The 16,629-nt window shown below is 42.1% G+C and carries 21 protein-coding genes; 4 read left to right on the top strand and 17 right to left on the bottom strand.

From position 1 onward, the window contains the following. The 8 genes from NIE88_RS01615 to NIE88_RS01580 all read right to left on the bottom strand — a co-directional run. On the bottom strand, positions 1 to 151 hold a 151-nt coding region (locus NIE88_RS01615), incomplete at its 3' end, for a transaldolase family protein (RefSeq protein WP_290446266.1). A 78-nt stretch (positions 152 to 229) separates the two neighbouring features. Then, positions 230 to 1,501 (bottom strand): class II D-tagatose-bisphosphate aldolase non-catalytic subunit, encoded by a 1,272-nt coding sequence (locus NIE88_RS01610; RefSeq protein ID WP_253057944.1) that lies wholly within the window; start codon positions 1,499 to 1,501, stop codon positions 230 to 232. Between the two features lie 17 nt (positions 1,502 to 1,518). Then, the gene (locus NIE88_RS01605) at positions 1,519 to 1,842 is read right to left on the bottom strand and encodes a PTS fructose transporter subunit IIB (protein ID WP_253057943.1); all 324 of its coding nucleotides are present in this window, start codon (positions 1,840 to 1,842) and stop codon (positions 1,519 to 1,521) included. Between the two features lie 28 nt (positions 1,843 to 1,870). Continuing rightward, positions 1,871 to 2,929 carry a PTS fructose transporter subunit IIC gene (locus tag NIE88_RS01600; RefSeq protein ID WP_253057942.1) on the bottom strand — a complete coding sequence of 353 codons (1,059 nt, stop codon included), beginning with the start codon at positions 2,927 to 2,929 and terminating at the stop codon, positions 1,871 to 1,873. A gap of 22 nt (positions 2,930 to 2,951) precedes the next feature. Then, positions 2,952 to 3,410, bottom strand: coding sequence for a fructose PTS transporter subunit IIA (locus NIE88_RS01595; RefSeq protein ID WP_253057941.1), 459 nt, complete (start codon positions 3,408 to 3,410; stop codon positions 2,952 to 2,954). Positions 3,411 to 3,635: 225 nt separating this feature from the next. Next, positions 3,636 to 5,606 carry a BglG family transcription antiterminator gene (locus NIE88_RS01590; protein WP_290446265.1) on the bottom strand — a complete coding sequence of 657 codons (1,971 nt, stop codon included), beginning with the start codon at positions 5,604 to 5,606 and terminating at the stop codon, positions 3,636 to 3,638. Positions 5,607 to 6,030: 424 nt separating this feature from the next. After that, positions 6,031 to 6,210 carry a MarR family transcriptional regulator gene (locus tag NIE88_RS01585; protein ID WP_253057939.1) on the bottom strand — a complete coding sequence of 60 codons (180 nt, stop codon included), beginning with the start codon at positions 6,208 to 6,210 and terminating at the stop codon, positions 6,031 to 6,033. 49 nt (positions 6,211 to 6,259) lie between these two features. After that, positions 6,260 to 6,814, bottom strand: coding sequence for a DUF1697 domain-containing protein (locus NIE88_RS01580; protein ID WP_253057938.1), 555 nt, complete (start codon positions 6,812 to 6,814; stop codon positions 6,260 to 6,262). A 181-nt stretch (positions 6,815 to 6,995) separates the two neighbouring features. On the opposite strand from NIE88_RS01580, the gene NIE88_RS01575 reads away from it, so the two are divergent. Both NIE88_RS01575 and NIE88_RS01570 read left to right on the top strand, forming a co-directional pair. Continuing rightward, on the top strand, positions 6,996 to 8,216 hold the full coding sequence (locus NIE88_RS01575; RefSeq protein ID WP_253057973.1) for an alkaline phosphatase family protein: 1,221 nt from the start codon (positions 6,996 to 6,998) through the stop codon (positions 8,214 to 8,216). Then, positions 8,200 to 9,747, top strand: a complete 1,548-nt coding sequence (locus tag NIE88_RS01570) for an MFS transporter (protein WP_253057937.1) — start codon at positions 8,200 to 8,202, stop codon at positions 9,745 to 9,747. The genes NIE88_RS01575 and NIE88_RS01570 overlap by 17 nt, the downstream gene beginning before the upstream one ends. A gap of 48 nt (positions 9,748 to 9,795) precedes the next feature. On the opposite strand, the gene NIE88_RS01565 is transcribed toward NIE88_RS01570, so the two are convergent. From NIE88_RS01565 to NIE88_RS01545, 5 genes are all read right to left on the bottom strand, one after another. Next, positions 9,796 to 10,344 (bottom strand): hypothetical protein, encoded by a 549-nt coding sequence (locus NIE88_RS01565; RefSeq protein WP_253057936.1) that lies wholly within the window; start codon positions 10,342 to 10,344, stop codon positions 9,796 to 9,798. 285 nt (positions 10,345 to 10,629) lie between these two features. Further along, the gene (locus tag NIE88_RS01560) at positions 10,630 to 11,163 is read right to left on the bottom strand and encodes a CDP-alcohol phosphatidyltransferase family protein (RefSeq protein WP_253057935.1); all 534 of its coding nucleotides are present in this window, start codon (positions 11,161 to 11,163) and stop codon (positions 10,630 to 10,632) included. Positions 11,164 to 11,201: 38 nt separating this feature from the next. Next, on the bottom strand, positions 11,202 to 11,630 hold the full coding sequence (locus NIE88_RS01555; RefSeq protein ID WP_253057934.1) for a GNAT family N-acetyltransferase: 429 nt from the start codon (positions 11,628 to 11,630) through the stop codon (positions 11,202 to 11,204). Continuing rightward, positions 11,620 to 12,672: a S66 family peptidase gene (locus NIE88_RS01550; protein ID WP_253057933.1), complete on the bottom strand. Its 1,053-nt coding sequence runs from the start codon at positions 12,670 to 12,672 to the stop codon at positions 11,620 to 11,622. The genes NIE88_RS01555 and NIE88_RS01550 overlap by 11 nt, the downstream gene beginning before the upstream one ends. A 125-nt stretch (positions 12,673 to 12,797) precedes the next feature. Beyond that, positions 12,798 to 13,130: a hypothetical protein gene (locus NIE88_RS01545; RefSeq protein WP_253057932.1), complete on the bottom strand. Its 333-nt coding sequence runs from the start codon at positions 13,128 to 13,130 to the stop codon at positions 12,798 to 12,800. Between the two features lie 220 nt (positions 13,131 to 13,350). On the opposite strand from NIE88_RS01545, the gene NIE88_RS01540 reads away from it, so the two are divergent. Then, the gene (locus NIE88_RS01540; protein ID WP_253057931.1) at positions 13,351 to 14,475 is read left to right on the top strand and encodes a GGDEF domain-containing protein; all 1,125 of its coding nucleotides are present in this window, start codon (positions 13,351 to 13,353) and stop codon (positions 14,473 to 14,475) included. 79 nt (positions 14,476 to 14,554) lie between these two features. Here NIE88_RS01540 and NIE88_RS01535 read toward each other — a convergent pair whose 3' ends face one another. The 4 genes from NIE88_RS01535 to NIE88_RS01520 form a co-directional block, all read right to left on the bottom strand. Then, positions 14,555 to 14,986 carry a GNAT family N-acetyltransferase gene (locus NIE88_RS01535; RefSeq protein ID WP_253057930.1) on the bottom strand — a complete coding sequence of 144 codons (432 nt, stop codon included), beginning with the start codon at positions 14,984 to 14,986 and terminating at the stop codon, positions 14,555 to 14,557. Between the two features lie 59 nt (positions 14,987 to 15,045). Next, entirely contained in the window at positions 15,046 to 15,261 is a 216-nt protein-coding gene (locus NIE88_RS01530) for a DUF6366 family protein (RefSeq protein ID WP_253057929.1), read from the bottom strand. Between the two features lie 212 nt (positions 15,262 to 15,473). Further along, positions 15,474 to 15,722, bottom strand: a complete 249-nt coding sequence (locus NIE88_RS01525; protein ID WP_309247003.1) for a GNAT family N-acetyltransferase — start codon at positions 15,720 to 15,722, stop codon at positions 15,474 to 15,476. Further along, on the bottom strand, positions 15,719 to 15,904 hold the full coding sequence (locus NIE88_RS01520) for a hypothetical protein (RefSeq protein WP_253057928.1): 186 nt from the start codon (positions 15,902 to 15,904) through the stop codon (positions 15,719 to 15,721). Before NIE88_RS01520 ends, NIE88_RS01525 begins: the two co-directional genes overlap by 4 nt. A gap of 77 nt (positions 15,905 to 15,981) precedes the next feature. On the opposite strand from NIE88_RS01520, the gene NIE88_RS01515 reads away from it, so the two are divergent. Beyond that, positions 15,982 to 16,626 (top strand): copper homeostasis protein CutC, encoded by a 645-nt coding sequence (locus NIE88_RS01515; RefSeq protein WP_290446243.1) that lies wholly within the window; start codon positions 15,982 to 15,984, stop codon positions 16,624 to 16,626. The last annotated feature ends 3 nt before the right edge of the window (positions 16,627 to 16,629 follow it).

Below are 16,629 nucleotides of genomic sequence, written 5' to 3'. Positions count from 1 at the left end.
TCTTGGCAAATGCCACATAGTCTGTAACTCCGGCCTTTTTCATTAAACTCGGATTCGTTGTGAACCCGCTTACAAATCCAGCCTGGTAAGCTGCCATCATATCGTTAATATCCGCACCATCTGCATAAATTTTTACATTTAATTGATTCATTTCTCTATTGCTCCTCTCATATTGCAAATAGATTAGAAAAATCATGCATTTCTTATTGCACGATTTTTCTAACAGTAATTAGTCTTTGTAGTTTCTAATTCGCGAAGTAACACCTTCAAGATTATAAGCTTCAACGAAGTTATTAATTGAGCGCTTAATACGATCGACGACAAATCGGTCGCCATCAATCGATTGACTGGATAGATGCGTCAGCATTTGATTAATTTCAGCTTTCACTTCTTCATCATTAAAGGTATAGTGTCCCGCATTATCCAATATTTTTGCAGTCAATTCCGTATCTGCTTTAACCTGTTCAATGGATATATTCTTTTGGTCACCCTCCAGCCACTTGCGCCAGCGCTGACAATCGATTGCATGATTTTGCAAGACTGCTTTCGTATTCGATGCGTTTTCAATTACGCCCTGTTCTTTTAGGGTACGTTCAACTTCCGCTAATACGAGATAAGCTCTTGTTTCTTCGGTACCAAACTGCGGGGCTACATTAGTTGCCGTAATCTTGGCCGGAATGTGCTGCAGTAATTGATAATCACTCATGTAATCTCCATTATGCTCTTTCAGACCAATTCCATATTGATTGGCTAATTCAGCTAAAGCACTTGCATTCTGATAATTGAATGTTCCGGCCTGCTCTGTATAACGCACAAGCGTTCCGGTTTGCCCCACCATAAATGTTGGCATCGGCAGGCCGCGTCTCGTCAATTCTTCCTCTAATCGATTTAAAAATTTAGTATAGGTTTCCGGCGTTGTTAATCCGCCGTTTGTCTCTTCGGTGCCTACTTCATAACCGATAGGCGGCAATCCCAATGCTTTACGCTGATCTTCACAGTATTGATAGAGTTCTATAGTGAGATCTAATGCGCGATTTAATGGAATCACTTTGCCCATCACAAATGGATCTTTTGTCGGGTCCAGCATTAATAAATCAAAGCCCGCCTTAATGTCTTCGAGAAAAGATTTTTTGCCAAGATCCATCGCTTCTTTTTCCGGAAGATGATCATTTCTTTCCTTATCACGCTGCCAGGGGCCACCATGATCACGGCAAACATAGTAAAGTCCATCAAAATGTGTTGCCGCCGCTGTATCCCGAATCGCTTTCATAAATGTCTTTTGATTCCAACCGTTGACGTAGCCACCACCTAATTCATCCGCATCTACTTGGTTGCGGCTGGCAATAAATAATAACGGAAAATCCTTATCTTTTGCCACTTCAAAGCTTGCACGCAGCAATCGCGGAGACATTGGACCAATTCCTAAAAGTGTTGCACCTTCACCTTTTTCAGTTAATTTCAAAAGATTATGAACCATTGTTTTAATTGGCATTTTGCTCATGATGAAGCCCTCTTCCTTTATTTATTAGTGTTTTCAGCGTTTAAGTTTTCCAATTTCTGTACAATAGCATTAGCCTTCTGTATCGCAACTCCAGACATAACTTTAATAACTTTTTTCCCGGCAAACCGTTCTTCATCTTTAATGGCAATATCTTTTGTCAAAATAACATAATCAGCCTTTTGAACATCTTCCGGTGTTATTTCATTTTCAATGCCACTCGCACCTTGTGTTTCGATTTTCACTTGATGATTTTTAGCTTTAAATGCTTTTGTCAAAGCCTCTGCTGCTAAATAAGTATGTGCCACGCCTGTCGGACAAGCGGATACGCCTACGATATTCATTTGTTTTTCCCTCCTTTTTTTGACATTATTAAAAGTTCAGTTCCAAATCCTCTTCTTTAAGTGCCTTTTCTTTCTTTTCACCTTGACTGTTGTTTATTGGACGTTTCAGCAAAACAATGCATGCTGTTGTGACCGCTGTGCCGACGATGGCAGCAACCAAATAACCGAACCAATTTCCCACTACCGGAAGAACAATGAGTCCTCCCCATGGCGCATGGTTTGTAGCATTGAGTAGAATAGAAGTAACGGATGCAGAGGCACTTCCGATCATAATTGACGGAATAACTCTTAACGGATCTGCTGCTGCAAATGGAATGGCTCCTTCAGTTATCCCTATGGCACCCATTACAAGAGCAGCCTTACCTGCTTCAGTCTCTTCTTGATTAAATTTTTTCTTTGCAAGAAATGTAGCGATTGCTAGTCCAAGCGGCGGTGTACAATCCGCTACGGCTACACACGCCATTAATTGCGGATACGTTGGCATGACCGCAACTGCAAAGAAGAAGGCCGTTTTATTAAAGGGACCACCCATATCGAACGCGATCATGCATCCCAGGATAATCGCCAGCAGTATTTTTGATCCGCTCCGCATCCCTAGTAAAAAGTCGTTAAGAAAAGCCATAAAGGACGCCATTGGCGTTGCCAGTACCAGCAAAATGATCAAGCCGGAAATTAATGAACCCAATAGCGGAATGATAAAAATTGGCATGACCTGCCCAACAGATTTTGGACCCTTTAACTTTTTAAGATAGTAAACAACGACACCTGCAACAATCCCGGCAATCATTCCTCCAAGAAAACCGCTTTTCGTTTGAAAAGCTAAATATGCCGAGATCATTCCTGGTCCTATACCTGGTTTGCCTACCATTGAATAGGTAATAAATCCTCCCAGTATCGGAACATAAAGTGCCATTCCAGCAAGACCGATTGTTGAAATGTTTCCAAGCAATCCATGTTCAGGAACAGCCGTTTTACCTGAGAACATGACAGACAATGCAAGAAAAACACCACCTGCAACAACAAATGGAATCATATAGGAAACACCTGTCATTAAATGGGTTTTCATGTTTTTAAACATTGCGATCATTGTTTTCCCCTCGATTCTTTAATTAAGAGATTGTTATTTCCCTTTCTAGTTCAGCAAGCATCTTAAAGATCTCATTTGAGGTTGGGCAAAGAGCAATTGCATGTCTAAATGTGTCATCTAATAGTTTTCTGCTTAAGTTGGCGAGTATTTTTAAATGAAGGGTTGATTTTTGCGATTTCGGTACACCAATCATAAACACTAGATTAACAGCAGTTTTATTTTCTCCCCAAGGTACATCATGAGCGGGTCTGCAAAAGGCTAAGAATGATGACTTGACCGCATCTGTTTCCCCATGGGGAATTGCTACTCCATAGCCAAAAGCAGTAGAAAATTCTTTTTCACGTTTCTGTACCGCCTCCACATATTGGCCAACCTCACTTATATAACCGAGACTCTTGGCACGCTGAGCAAGTAGGGTAATCACATCCAGTTCATTAGATCCTTCAGCATCAGTAATTATTAAGTCTTTGTTTATCAGCAATCCATCACCCTCCTTCGTTAATTAATTAGAATATGGATTTGCAAAGTTTCGAAAAAAACAGTTGAGAACGCACACGTGAAAAACACTCCGGAGTTTTTTGTACTTGTTCTCATGTGATGATTCTGTTTATCTTCACCACGCCTTAATTGTAAACGCTGCCATTTTGTGCGTAAATAACAGGCTTCTTCATTAACTCAACTGCAAAAACAGAACAACCTGAAACAGTTACTTATCCTGAGGTTGCGATAAAAGTTGAATCAATTGAGAAACCGTTTTCGAATCGGACAATTTCTTAATCAGTGCTTCTGACTCAAATAAACTGTATAAATCGCTCATTATGCCTCTTATTTCATGTTTTGAATCGTCACATATGGCAATAAAAAAAATCAGTTTAACCTTGTTTTTCCCCCAAGTAATTGGATGACGAACCGTTGCAACAGCAATTGTTGATTGATTGACATCGCTCCCATGCCCATGAGGAATTGCTACACCATTTCCCAGATCAGTTGATGCAATCTTTTCACGTTCTTCTATTGAATGCTGGAACTCGCTTGTTACATAACCTCTTTGAACCAATTGTTCAGATATATAGTGAATCATTTTAAGCTTATCTTTTATATCCTTATGGATAAAAACAGTATCTTCATGTATTACTGAAAGAAGATTCTTAAATCGAGACAGCTCGCTATGTTTCTTATAGATATTTTCTAAATAATAACTGTTAATTGCTTTAGCATCCATAAGATCCACCATCGGAGAAACAATGATCACCTTTTTTTTCACTTTGGTAAGCGGTACAGTTGAAACAATAAAATCAACGGTATCCAGATCGACAGCACTAAGTGTTCCAATAGAGAACACACCAACAATTTTAATGTTTGGCAAAATCCTCTTTATTTTGTTAGCGACTAATTCCGATGTTCCGATACCTCCGGGGCAGACAACGATTACTTTAGTTAATGATTTATTTCTTTCAATAGCGGCTTGAAAATGAACCATAATAAACCCAATCTCATTTTCATTAATTTTCAAGTGTGTTTCATTTTCTATTAAAGATCCCAAGAGGCAAGCCAACCCAAACAAAGCAGAATATTGCTTTTTTATTTGATCAAGCAGAGGATTTTTTATAACAATAACGTTTTTTAAACGATGTACCATTGGTTCTAAATGAACAAGCAGCCCTTGATACAGAATTGAGTCATTAGAAAAATCAATCTGCAGTGCTTCTCCGGCTGAATGACAAATTTTACGCGCGAGTCTTTTTATATCAGAGTTGTATTTTTTCGTATTACCTGTACCTATCTGTTCGTCAATTCCAGTACCCATTATATATTGATTAAGGAATTGTACGTCTTCTTCACTAACTTTTAATCTACTGAATTTCTCCAATGCTTCTTTAGCGGCAATATATGTTTTTAAAACATGGAGATTCCGCATCCCCTTTTTCTCCTCAAAACATCTGTTGCACAGCTTCCCTTCTGCTAATCTCTGCAGAATTACTGCTGAACTAATCAGCATATTGACATAGTAAAATTCATTAAATTTACAGTTTAATTGTAATTCTAAAAACAGAATTAAATCTTTTGCCCTGTGAATATTATCAGCGGATATTAAAAAGGATAGTGTTTCCTGTACTTTTTCTCTGTTGGTCTGATCATTAATATCGTGAATTCCGGCTGATCCGGTTAATCGCTCGATTCTTTGTTGAAGCAATGCAATCATTGCTTTTCTGACATCTGTTTCCGTTCCGGTAATTGATGTACCGTGTTTATTTTTTACAAGAAGCACATCAAAAGACTTCAACCAATTTTCAATTTCTTTCATGTCCATTGTAATCGAGCTTACACTCACAAAAAAAAGATTTGCTAGCGCCCTAAAATTGGTTGCGCTTTCATTTTTGAGCAAAATTTTTATAATGGATTCACGCCGTTCAATAATCGAGCCTTCATCGAAGATATGGGATAGAGAAACGGCATTTAAAATACGAAGCTTTTCTTCCTGACTCGCCGCAAGACGAACTCCTGTGCCCCTTTTTTTAGTCAAATCAATCGTGTATTGATCCTTCAAGGCAGCATCAATTTGTTGCAGATCGGAATGAACGGTGCGTTCGGATACATGAACTTTCTGTCCATAATATTGGATGGTGTGAAATTCATTGTCGCTAATCAGCATCTTCAATAATTGTATTTGTCTCATATTTAGATCCATGGACCAACACCTCTTCCTTCTTTACTATTACAAAAATATCATTTATCAGAGCCACACAGTGATATAAAATAGTTCAGGATCAAAACTGAAAAAACAGCACATAGACTTGGAATTGTATGGAATAATGGAAGACTATTTATGTATTTTAACTTGATTTTCTCAAGCCGTTGGCGCAGATGAAGTCACCGTCACGAACGGCCTAGTGTTCGGCGGACCGCAGGACGCACTTTCAGGATGGAGGGGCTTCGATGTTGCTCATAGGACATGAGTGCTGTTCGTCGAAGCTCCTTTATTTGCCGGAACACTGCACTAAATTCCTCTAAATCTTTAGATTTTCTTATTTGTGTAAAAAAACCGGAGCAAATGGCGAACCACTTACTCCGGCTGAACTGATTTTGTTTTTTTTGAAGACTTATTTCTTAATCTCCCAATAGCAGCGCTTTGGCGAGACGATTTTTTCTTCTTTTTTAAGTTTCGTCATGACTTTATTGACTTCTTTCTTATCTAATCCGGTCGATTCGGCGACTTTTCCCGCATTTGCAGGTGCATCAGCTTTTTCAAAAAAGGCGAGTACGGCATCGTAGCTTTCCATTGAATGAATCCCTCCGATTATTCATTTTTTGTTACCAATTCTATTATAATCACTTGGGTTGGTTTAAGAGCACAGAGAGTTTGTCAATTGTTTTCCAATTTCGCGTTGTGCAATAGGGGCTTAATTTCTCAACGCGCAATGCCAGCTTCGAATTGCGGATGCTACGCGAGAAGAGAAGATAGACATTTCGATCGAAAATTTGATAACGATCCGCTCCGAAATCAGTCTCTGTAAAAAGCCGCACCTTTTCCGGATCAGGAACAGCATTGAGCAAGGTCACATAGAGACACTCGCCTACTGCGCTTTCCTTCGCGTGAGCAATTTCTTCTTCACCAAACGGGCAGTTCTGAATAATCGTTTCCAATTCATTTTTGTTGCGGACAATAGCATGAATAGTCAGATGGAACTGTTCATCAATGATGCGCTCAATCTGTCTTTTGAGTTCATGCTCAGTCGCGTTCGACTCGAGCAATATGTTGCCGCTCTGAATATATGTGCGAACATTTTTAAATTCGGCAGTTTCGAGCGCCTTTCTCAATTCAGCCATTTTGATTCTATTTTTCCCACCGACATTAATGCCGCGCAACAATACGATATAGATCATTTTCTCACCTTCTCTAACTGCGATCATTTAGTATCACTTATTTTTACTTATATTTTACATAAACTCTGCTGCTGACTTCAAACGCTACTGATACAGTTGAAGCAAACCCTATTTTCAGTTAACGAGTTTATGCTGCGATTTTCGGGAGGGGATTACAACGAACCATGCCACACACTTGCTCATGGTCTCACTCGATGCCGTGAGCACAACTGATATTAATACACTCAAGAAGTTGCCCAATTTTTCGCGACTCGCATCTCATGGCACACTCGTTCGAAATGTGCAATCTGTCTTCATCTCGAATACATACCCTTGCCATAGTTCCATTATCACCGGAGTCCATCCTGACAGACATGGCTTGATTGAAAATACGATGAGCCAGCCAGGCAATTCTGCGCCCAATTGGCGTCGAGACGCCCATTCAGTGAAAGCCCCTAAGCTGTATGATCAAGCGGCCGAGATCGGAATGGATGTCTGTTCGATCTTCTATCCGGTGACTTGTGGAGCAAAAATAAAATGGAATTTTCCCGAAGTGCCTGGAAAAATGGGGATTCTTAAACGTGCCGCTGCCATTCTGAAAGGTGGAAGTTCATGGTTCATTCTCTCCTCACTATGGCGAAATAGAAACTACTTGAAGAAAATCGCCGAACCTTATCTGGACGACTTTACCACACACATCGCTCTTGATGCCTTGAGCCAGAAAAAGCCGGATCTCCTGCTCCTTCATCTTCTTGATGCGGACGATCATAAGCATCGATTCGGACCGGACAGTCAAGAAGCGTCTGACGCACTCATTCGTCTGGACGCGCGTCTTGGTCGATTAACGGATGCCGCATTTCAGGCATGGGGTGAAGAAAACACAGCCATTCTCGTATTCAGTGATCACGGATGTCTTAACGTCCATACCTCGATTGATCCCAATGACTGGCTCAGAGCAGACGGACTGATTTGCAGGGCGAAGGATGGCAGTGAGCATTACGATGCCTTCTTCCACAACGGCGGAGGTACATCGTTTCTAAAGATCTTAAATGCATCAGCAAAAGAAGCGGTACTTCAGCATTTTTCCGATTACCTGTCGCTCCCTTCAGTAAAACGAAAACTGTCCGATGAAGAAATGAATGTCAGCGGCCTGAATCAGGAATTTCTCTGCGGTATTGAAGCCGCTGATGGATACAGCTTCGGTGAACCGGTAAAAGGGTCGCACGGCTACAGTTTGGCCCATGATGACTATCAGCCTTTTTATCTAGCGGCCGGGCCGGGCATCGGCAAAAATGAAGTGACTGAAGGCGGATGTATTGTCGACATCTGTCCACTGGCAGCTGATTTACTTGGGATACCGCTATGGTCAATGGATGGAAAAAACAGATTGTCGGGGAGCGATCATCATGGCGAAATTCACTAAAACAGAAAAAAGCTGGATTATGTATGACTGGGCTAATTCGGTATATGCGACAATCATTATGTCTGCCGTCTTTCCGATTTACTTCGCTTCCGTTGCTAAATCGAACGGCATTGCCGGCGATGTCTGGTGGGGCTACGCGACATCGGCGTCATCGCTGCTTATTGCATTAAGCGCTCCATTTCTTGGTGCACTGGGCGATTTTAAAGGAATGAAAAAGAAGCTGTTTACGTGCGCGCTTCTCTTTGGCGCATTTTTTACAGCATTCATGGCCTTCACTGATCAACCGATGCTTATGCTGATCGGCTACAGCTTTTCGTTCATCGGTTTTGAAGGCACTTCACTTTTTTATGACAGCTTTCTGACCGATGTAACCACTCGGGAACGAATGAACAAGGTGTCTGCCTATGGTTATGCCATGGGGTATCTGGGAGGCAGCACGATTCCCTTCCTGATTTCAATTGCACTGGTTCTGTTCGGCAGCTCCTTTGGTGTGGATGGAACACTGGCTGTCAAACTATCTGTTTTGCTCACCGTATTCTGGTGGCTCGTTTTCAGTTTACCGATCCTGCGTCATGTCCATCAAACGCACTATATTGACTTGCCGAAATCGAAGCTGTTCAGAAACGTGTTTACAAATATTAAAGGGACTATTCTCGCCATTTTTCATAATCGAAAGCTGTTATTTTTTATGATTGCTTACTTTTTCTATATTGACGGCGTTGGCACCGTAATCTCGATGTCTACTTCATACGGCAGCACACTGGGCCTAAGCAGCAGTCTGATGATTTTGGCATTGCTTCTGACACAGATTCTCGCTGTTCCGTTTTCCATTCTGTTCGGGCGGCTTTCCGAGCATTTCGGCACGCACCGTATGCTGCAAGGAGGCGTGCTGATCTACATGCTGATCTGTCTGCTCGGCTTTTATCTTGGTTTTTCTTTAGAACCTCATCAAAAGGCCTACGAAAGCGATTTCATTAAAGTTGTCAATCAATCGGACGCGCAGCTTGATCAGCAGACAGTAAATGCCGTGAAAAAAGATGGTCGATCCATTCTGGCAAATTCCGACCGCGCATCAGCATTTAACGAGCAAATGGACGAACTCTCGAAAACGATGAACAGCACGGAAAAGGCGGAGCTTCAGAAAATGATGACAGATGTTGATTCCTTTTTATCCGATACGAATCGATCAAGTGACTATACTAACGCGCTTCATTTCTCCACCTTGCTGTTCTGGGTCGTTGCGGTGCTTGTGAGTACCAGTCAAGGTGGAATTCAAGCACTCAGCCGATCTTTTTTCGCCAAGCTGGTTCCGGCGGAGCGTTCCAACGAGTTCTTCGGCTTTTATGACATTTTCGGTAAATTCGCCGCCGTGATCGGCCCGGCTCTCTACGCATTCAGCGCCGCTCTTACCGGAAGATCATCCTTTGGTATCCTCAGCCTGCTGCTTATTTTTACTATCGGCTTTGTCTCATTGACATTGAGCAGGTTTCATATGCGTACGCGGCAAGCTGTAGAGATCGAAGAGGGCTAACTTTTCTGTCGTATGTTAAAGGGAGCACAACGCTTGTGCTCTCTTTTTTTAATTAGTGGTCTGCAGTTTTGAGGAACCCGGATATGGCTGATCAAGCGGCAGTTTAATACCGGCCGCCGGCACTTCGAACGGTCGATCATCGGAAAGGCCAAAATAAATGTCCAGCTTACTGATATCCGTCTCCTCCGGATGGTAAAAATCATTATACTGCAAGGTATGCCGGACACTGTCTAATATGGTGTACGTCAAGGCCTTCAGATCCGGAACGGCAAACTCCGCTTTCTGATCATGCAGCGGCCACTTAAAAAATGACGCCTGATCGCTGAAAACAACCGTCATCCCCAATCGGCCGACAGATACAGGTTCGGCAAGCGAGAGATTCCATCCGGTCAGACGCGCAATCTCCTGAATTTGTTTTTCAGGGGTCAGCGTCCCATGGACATGGACCGGAAATCGCTTAAACTGTCCATCCATGCCGATAAACAAAGTCCCCGACTCAGTCCCGGGCGCCGCGCTGTCATCGCTCCTGCTCTCGGCAGCAGGCGCGGAAAAAGGCAACAAAAAAAGGCACATGGCAATGACAACGGATTTGATCAATGATTCATCACTCATTTCTGTAAATTGAGTGAACCGCACCTATAGCCGTGCGCGTTCATTATCACTAGTATCCCTAATTGTCACGGCATCATGCACCCATACGGAATCAATTATTTTTTACTTGCTCTTCCTCCAGCCTCATTGTACCAATAGACAGCCGCCACCGTAGAAAACAAGAATGCCAGTACACCAAGAGCGATTCCCATTACTGCACCTCATTTTTGTAAACGTTTTTATATCAATTGTATTCTTCCGCAATTGACGCGTCAATGTTGCGCGCGCGCATTAGTCAAAGAAAATGCTGCGCCGATTTTCATTCACAGACTTACTTTTCAAATGAATAAGCATTTCTTCGACAGCGCTGAGCAGAGCAACGAAACCGGTAAGCCATAAAAATCCCGCATTCTTGAACACTACATAAACGACCGGAGCGATGAAAATAAGCAGACCCGCCAGTTTATTCCCCCACGTATGCACGCTGACAAACGTATGGTATTTATATGCCGCGATGAGCAGGCTCATCCCCCTTACACCGACAATCAAGATGATTAATAGAGCAAATGGAACAACAATATTTCCTGCCCAATAAAAAAACAAAATACATAAAACGGCATACATCATGACATCAGCAAATGAATCCAGCCGTGCGCCAAACCTGCTTTGACTGTTGGTTCTCCGTGCAATGGGCCCATCGAGAAGATCGGTCAAACCCGCTGCCGCGTAAAGCACTACAAAAATCCAGCTGTTTTTGTATGTAAAAAGCAGCAGAATCACAAAAATGATCCGGCTTATGCTAAGAACGTTCGGTAAGTAGTTCAAAAGATTCCTCCATCAGACAGCTCGTTCTGAGCATCCGACTATAATTTTTTCTTGTACCCTTTGATGTCTCGTGAAAAGCCATAGGCCTCGTAAAAATGGCAAGCATCACTGCGGTCTCTTTCTGTCACAAGAATCATCTGCGTACAATTTCTTACCCGTGCTTGCCTCTCCAACTCACCAGGCAGATGTGTACCGACACCCATTCGTCGCGCTTCCCGATCAACAACCATATTTTCAACAACAAGGAAAGGTCGGCAGTCACCATACAGCTCATCACATACTACGCCCGTCACTGATCCAACTAATCGATGATCTGCGATCGCACACAATAAAATGTGCGTCTTTTGCCGATTTATTTTCTCAAATTGAATGCCCATTTTTGCAACGTCCGACGATTCATTCCAAAACTGCCGATAAAGAATAGCAAGCTGCGGCAAATCGTTCGCATTCATTTTCCTAATGATCATGAGTACACGCAACAGCCGATTCTAAAATGGCAAATCCGGGTTTTTCGCAGCGGATTTCCGCCATCGCCCCGTATGGCAGGAGACACTTTGGTTCATTGTGGCCGAAGCTGGCATTATATAAAACCGGCAGGTCTTCCTCACCGAACTCTGCCAGGATTCGTTGAATGACTTCCTTATATTCTTCGTAAAATGTTCCTCTGTACGGCTTTCCAAAGATCAAACCGTTAATTCGGTCGAAAATGCCCATCATACCATAGTTTCTCAAGCTGTCTTCAAGCATCCAGACCGGCGGCGTTTCTTCAGAAGTCTCCAAAAATAGTATGGCATCATCGAAGTCGCTTAATTCCGGAAAAAGATTCGTTCCCTTGATCATATCGATAACCTCGAGGCAGCCGCCGATCAGACGTCCGGTTACCGTCCTTTTTCCTTGCAAGAGCTCGTAGTCCGTATTCTTCTCAAATTTTCTTGCCACATTTTTATTTTCAATCACCCACTCAAGACGCTGCGCCGTATATTCCTGAGAAACCGGAATATCGCCAATTGGTGCTTCGCTGAAGAGCACCTTATTTGCCCACCCCAATGTATAATCGGACATTTTAATGTTTTCGGCAAGATCATTGAGCAGGGAGAGTCCGTAGAAACTGGAAATTCCCGCTTTCAAGCAGAAAAAATGAGTCACTGTACTATCCGAGTAGCCAGTTACAATTTTAGGATTGTTACGAATGACCTCAAAATCAATATAGGGCAGCAAGCGAATGCTGTCACTGCCGCCGATGCAGGAAATAATCGCCTTAATCGACGGATCGGCAAAGGCCTGGATTAAATCCTCCGCCCGTTTTTCCGGATGCTTATAAACATACTCCGTGCCCTTCAAAGTATTTGGCATTTCAACAACCTTTAACCCAAAAACGTGCTCTAAACGTTCCTTTCCTTGCCGGTAGCGCCAATTAATTTCTTTATCACCTGCTCCGCCCCACGACGAGCTGACCGTTGCCACCGTGTCGCCATGTTTAAGCTTTTGCGGTTTAATTAAATGAAGCATACTGGTGCTCCCCTCCCCACTATTCATTCAATTCAATCACACGCGCAACATCATGGCCGAATTCCGCACATTTTCCTTTTAAAAGGATACCGAAACGATCCTGCTTAATCACATAGCCGACAATTTCAACCGCTTTTCACACGCATTGAGCAAACTTGTCCCAATCCGGTATGGCGTAATTCCCGATCGACACAGAACTCCTTAATCGTGAACATTGCTCTGTCATAGAATTGTTCTTCAGCGCCCAAAGTCAGACCGGATCGTTTCTTATATGCGACCAATCCGAATGAATCCTCACATTGAATCATTTGGTGAAGCCTTTTTCGTGCTGTTTCCACCGTCCATTGATCATTCCATGGCGGCGCGTTAAACGCATCAACATAAAGACGCGCCATGTCATCAAGATGGCTCATACCTAGTTCATGGATGGTCATCGTCAGCATCACCTTTTTATTCATGCACATTTTTCCACTTAAGTCTATCATACAAAGCTGAAAAACAGTAAAAAAGTCATGATTCGATACGAATATCACAGTAAAAAACCATTTATTTAACGATAATGAAAAATAGCATAAATCCACTGTGTAAAATAATATTGGTTTATTTTGCTAGACCTAAATCATTTTCTTGGCAACACCCGACACCGCTATTTAACCAATTATAAGGAGCGTATTCTTATTGATTCAATTGAAGTATGAGCATGCAATTAATTTTTCAAATTGGAGCCGTGTTTTATACAAGTATTTATGGCTCTGTCTCACAGCTATTTTCCTGACTGAACTCGGCATTTTTTTCATTAAATTATTCATGACCGGATTTTCTGAGCATGAGCTGCCGGTGATCAACTATTTGCAAACCTATGTAATTAAGCCAACACTCTTCAATGGCTTTAGTTTATACGCTGCATCACTGTTGATTGAACATTTTATCAAGAAGGCGAACCCGGCAATGCAAGCTTTGATTCTGCTGATCATCAGTTTGGTTATTTGTCTGAATCTTGTCTTTGTTCATTATGTCGTCAGCTCTATCTATGCAGTTTTCTGTATTCCCATTATGATTTCGCTTTTATATATTGATAAGAAAGCACTATTTTTTGCTGCTGCTGCAAGTCTGGTCAGTTATCTGTTTTTTTGTTTCTTTATTCTCCCGCTGAGGCCGGAAGCGGCACGGGCAGATCAGGGATTCATGGAAATCATGAGTATGGTTGGATTCATGTGTGTGCTCTTCATCCTTGCCCGCATTGTTCTCGCCTGTCTCTCGGATCTGGTCGACCATATTATTACGAAAAGCATTCAAGTTAGGCAGGATTCTCTTACAAAACTATTAAATCACGCATCCTTTTATGAGCAATTGAATGTGTTCATCCAAAACCATCATCAGAAGAAGGAACAATTTTCATTAATCATTTGGGATATTGATAATTTCAAGCAGATTAATGATCACTTCGGACATATAACAGGCGACCAGGTGCTCCTCTGTTTTGTTCATGCCCTGAACAGCTGCCTTAGTGAGGATGACCATGCTTTTCGATACGGCGGAGAAGAATTCACCATTCTCACGCATCACGATGCTGCAGCATCTGAGCGGATGGCTCAGTTGATCCGCTTCAAGTTTGAGGAAAGAAGCCTAGGCTTATCATTGCCGGTGACACTAACCGTCAGCGCCGGTATCTGTGAATATGATTCAAAAAAAATTGCTGAAGCACACGAATTTTTTGCCGCTGCGGATAAGGCTCTATACAAAGCAAAACAGTCCCCCGGAAAAAACACATACTGTGTCTGGGACGCGGGTATGGAAGTCTAAACAATAAAGTCTCTATAGTTGTTCGTTTGGATAAAAACTCCTATCTGAGGATTCTTTTGCTGCGCAGTTAAATCGTCAATCAGAAAGACTTACGAATACACATTGCAGTAAATCCGCTGCTCTCTGTCTCAAAACCAAACTTTTCATAGTAATTTTTCTTTCTGGGACTTGCAACTAGGGTTGGGTACAAATTGTTTTCTTTAAGCAACTTCAACGCTTCTTTCATTATCGCTGTTCCTATTCCTTGTTTTCGAAAATCCGGGTAGACAATGACATTGCAGATGTAGGCATGCCGGATACCGTCAGATAAGATTCTTGCATAACCAATTAATTGTTTTTCATTTCTCGCACAAATATTCTCCCATGATGATTTTATACCCAGCTCAAGCTTTTCTATTGGATGAACATCCCAGTGATTTGTTGCCAACAGTTCATTTAATTCCTCTGCACGCACTAATTTAGTGTTTAAAATTTTAAGCAAAGATGCTGCCCCTCCCTTCAATTTCTCCATTGAATTCATCAACTGCTATAAAAGTTATTTTCGCAATTAGATACCGCTTAGTGAGCATATCATTTTAGTAATAATGATGCAGCAATAAAACCTATTGTGATGACAAGAATAAGTATTCCAATACCTTTCCAATCTAAACTACCTACTAAATCAGCAAGACTTCCGTTTTCAGCCTTATTAAATGCGTCATTCATCGTTCCCATAGGGTTCTTCTTCAATTCTTCCTGCCTTAGTCTTTCTCTTCTTCTTTCAGGTGTTTCTTTATCTTTACTCATTCTTTCTCCCCCTTTTCCATTTCTTAGTTCTTTAGTAGAAAACAAGATTACACAAAAAGTCCAAAAATATCTCGTTTAAGGCCTTCCCGAGGTTAGAGCGATACCTCATGAAGCACAAACTAACTTCACAAAAATTAACATAAAACATTCTCAGCGTGAACTACAGTGGTATCAGAAAGTTCGTTTAGTCGCCAGCAACAATGCCTTAAATTCTATAGCTGATAAACATAGCGCATTTCAGTCAGTTGCTTCCCGTCAATAGTCAATTGCTCCTTCGTTCCATCAAACGTATAACCGTGTTTTTCATAAAACTTTCTCGCCCTCTGATTTTCTTCAAACACCCATAAAAAAATCTTGTGATAATTTTGATCCTTCAAATGATTTACTGCAAAATCCATAAGTTGTCTACCGCGGCCTTTCATTACATGTAATCTATGTACTTCATTTGAGATAAAGCTCACTTTTTCCTTCCGATCAGTGCCACAACGTTAGTGGTTGCAATGTCCCACAGCTTTTGCCCACTCCCGTAGTAATGAATGCGCCGATCAAATCGGTGATTGATTAAATCGATCAAGTGACTTTGTTCCGTTTCAGTAGTCTGAGGTTTGTACATAATCTGACTAATTGCTATCCACAATGCCATCTCCCTAACCACTTTTGTTTGAGCACCATTCCCTCTTTCATGTTACTCTATCTTTATAAGGGAATGAGGTGCATCCAATGCTGATCAAAGAGTTTTGTGCGGAAAACTTTACACGTATTCCTGAGGCCATTGACCGTGGCGCCAATCGTATTGAACTTTGTGACAATCTCGCCGTTGGCGGTACAACGGTCAGCTATGGCGTGATGGCGCATACTATTCCATATTGCCACTCCCGCAACGTGCCGGTCATGGTGATGATTCGCCCACGCAGTGGAAACTTCACTTATAGCGACGATGAACTTGGGATGATGTGCGAAGACATCGAACAAGCGTGTCGGCTTGAAGCCGACGGCGTTGTCCTCGGCTGCCTAACCGAACAGAATCAACTGGACGAACGAGCCACACATGCGCTGATCAAAGCTGCCAGCAATCTGGATATTATGTTCCATATGGCTTTCGACCAATTAGAATTCGGGGCACAGCTCAGCGCCATTGATTGGCTGGCTGCGCATCATGTGAAACGTATTTTGACACACGGCGGTCCTATGAATGCCCCAATTGATCATCATTTCGATCATTTGCAACGACTCATTCAGTATGCGGCCGGACGATTGATCATTTTACCGGGTGGAGGCATCACTGATCTGAATAGAGACGAGATCGCAAACCATTTAAAAATCCGCGAAGTACATGGAACAAAAATTGTACCCCTTCCCGGCTAAGCT

The organism is Sporolactobacillus shoreicorticis (assembly GCF_024125445.1).
Lineage (GTDB): Bacteria > Bacillota > Bacilli > Bacillales > Sporolactobacillaceae > Sporolactobacillus > Sporolactobacillus shoreicorticis.
Note: the sequence above shows the minus strand (reverse complement) of the source record. Positions and strands in the feature narration are given on the sequence as shown.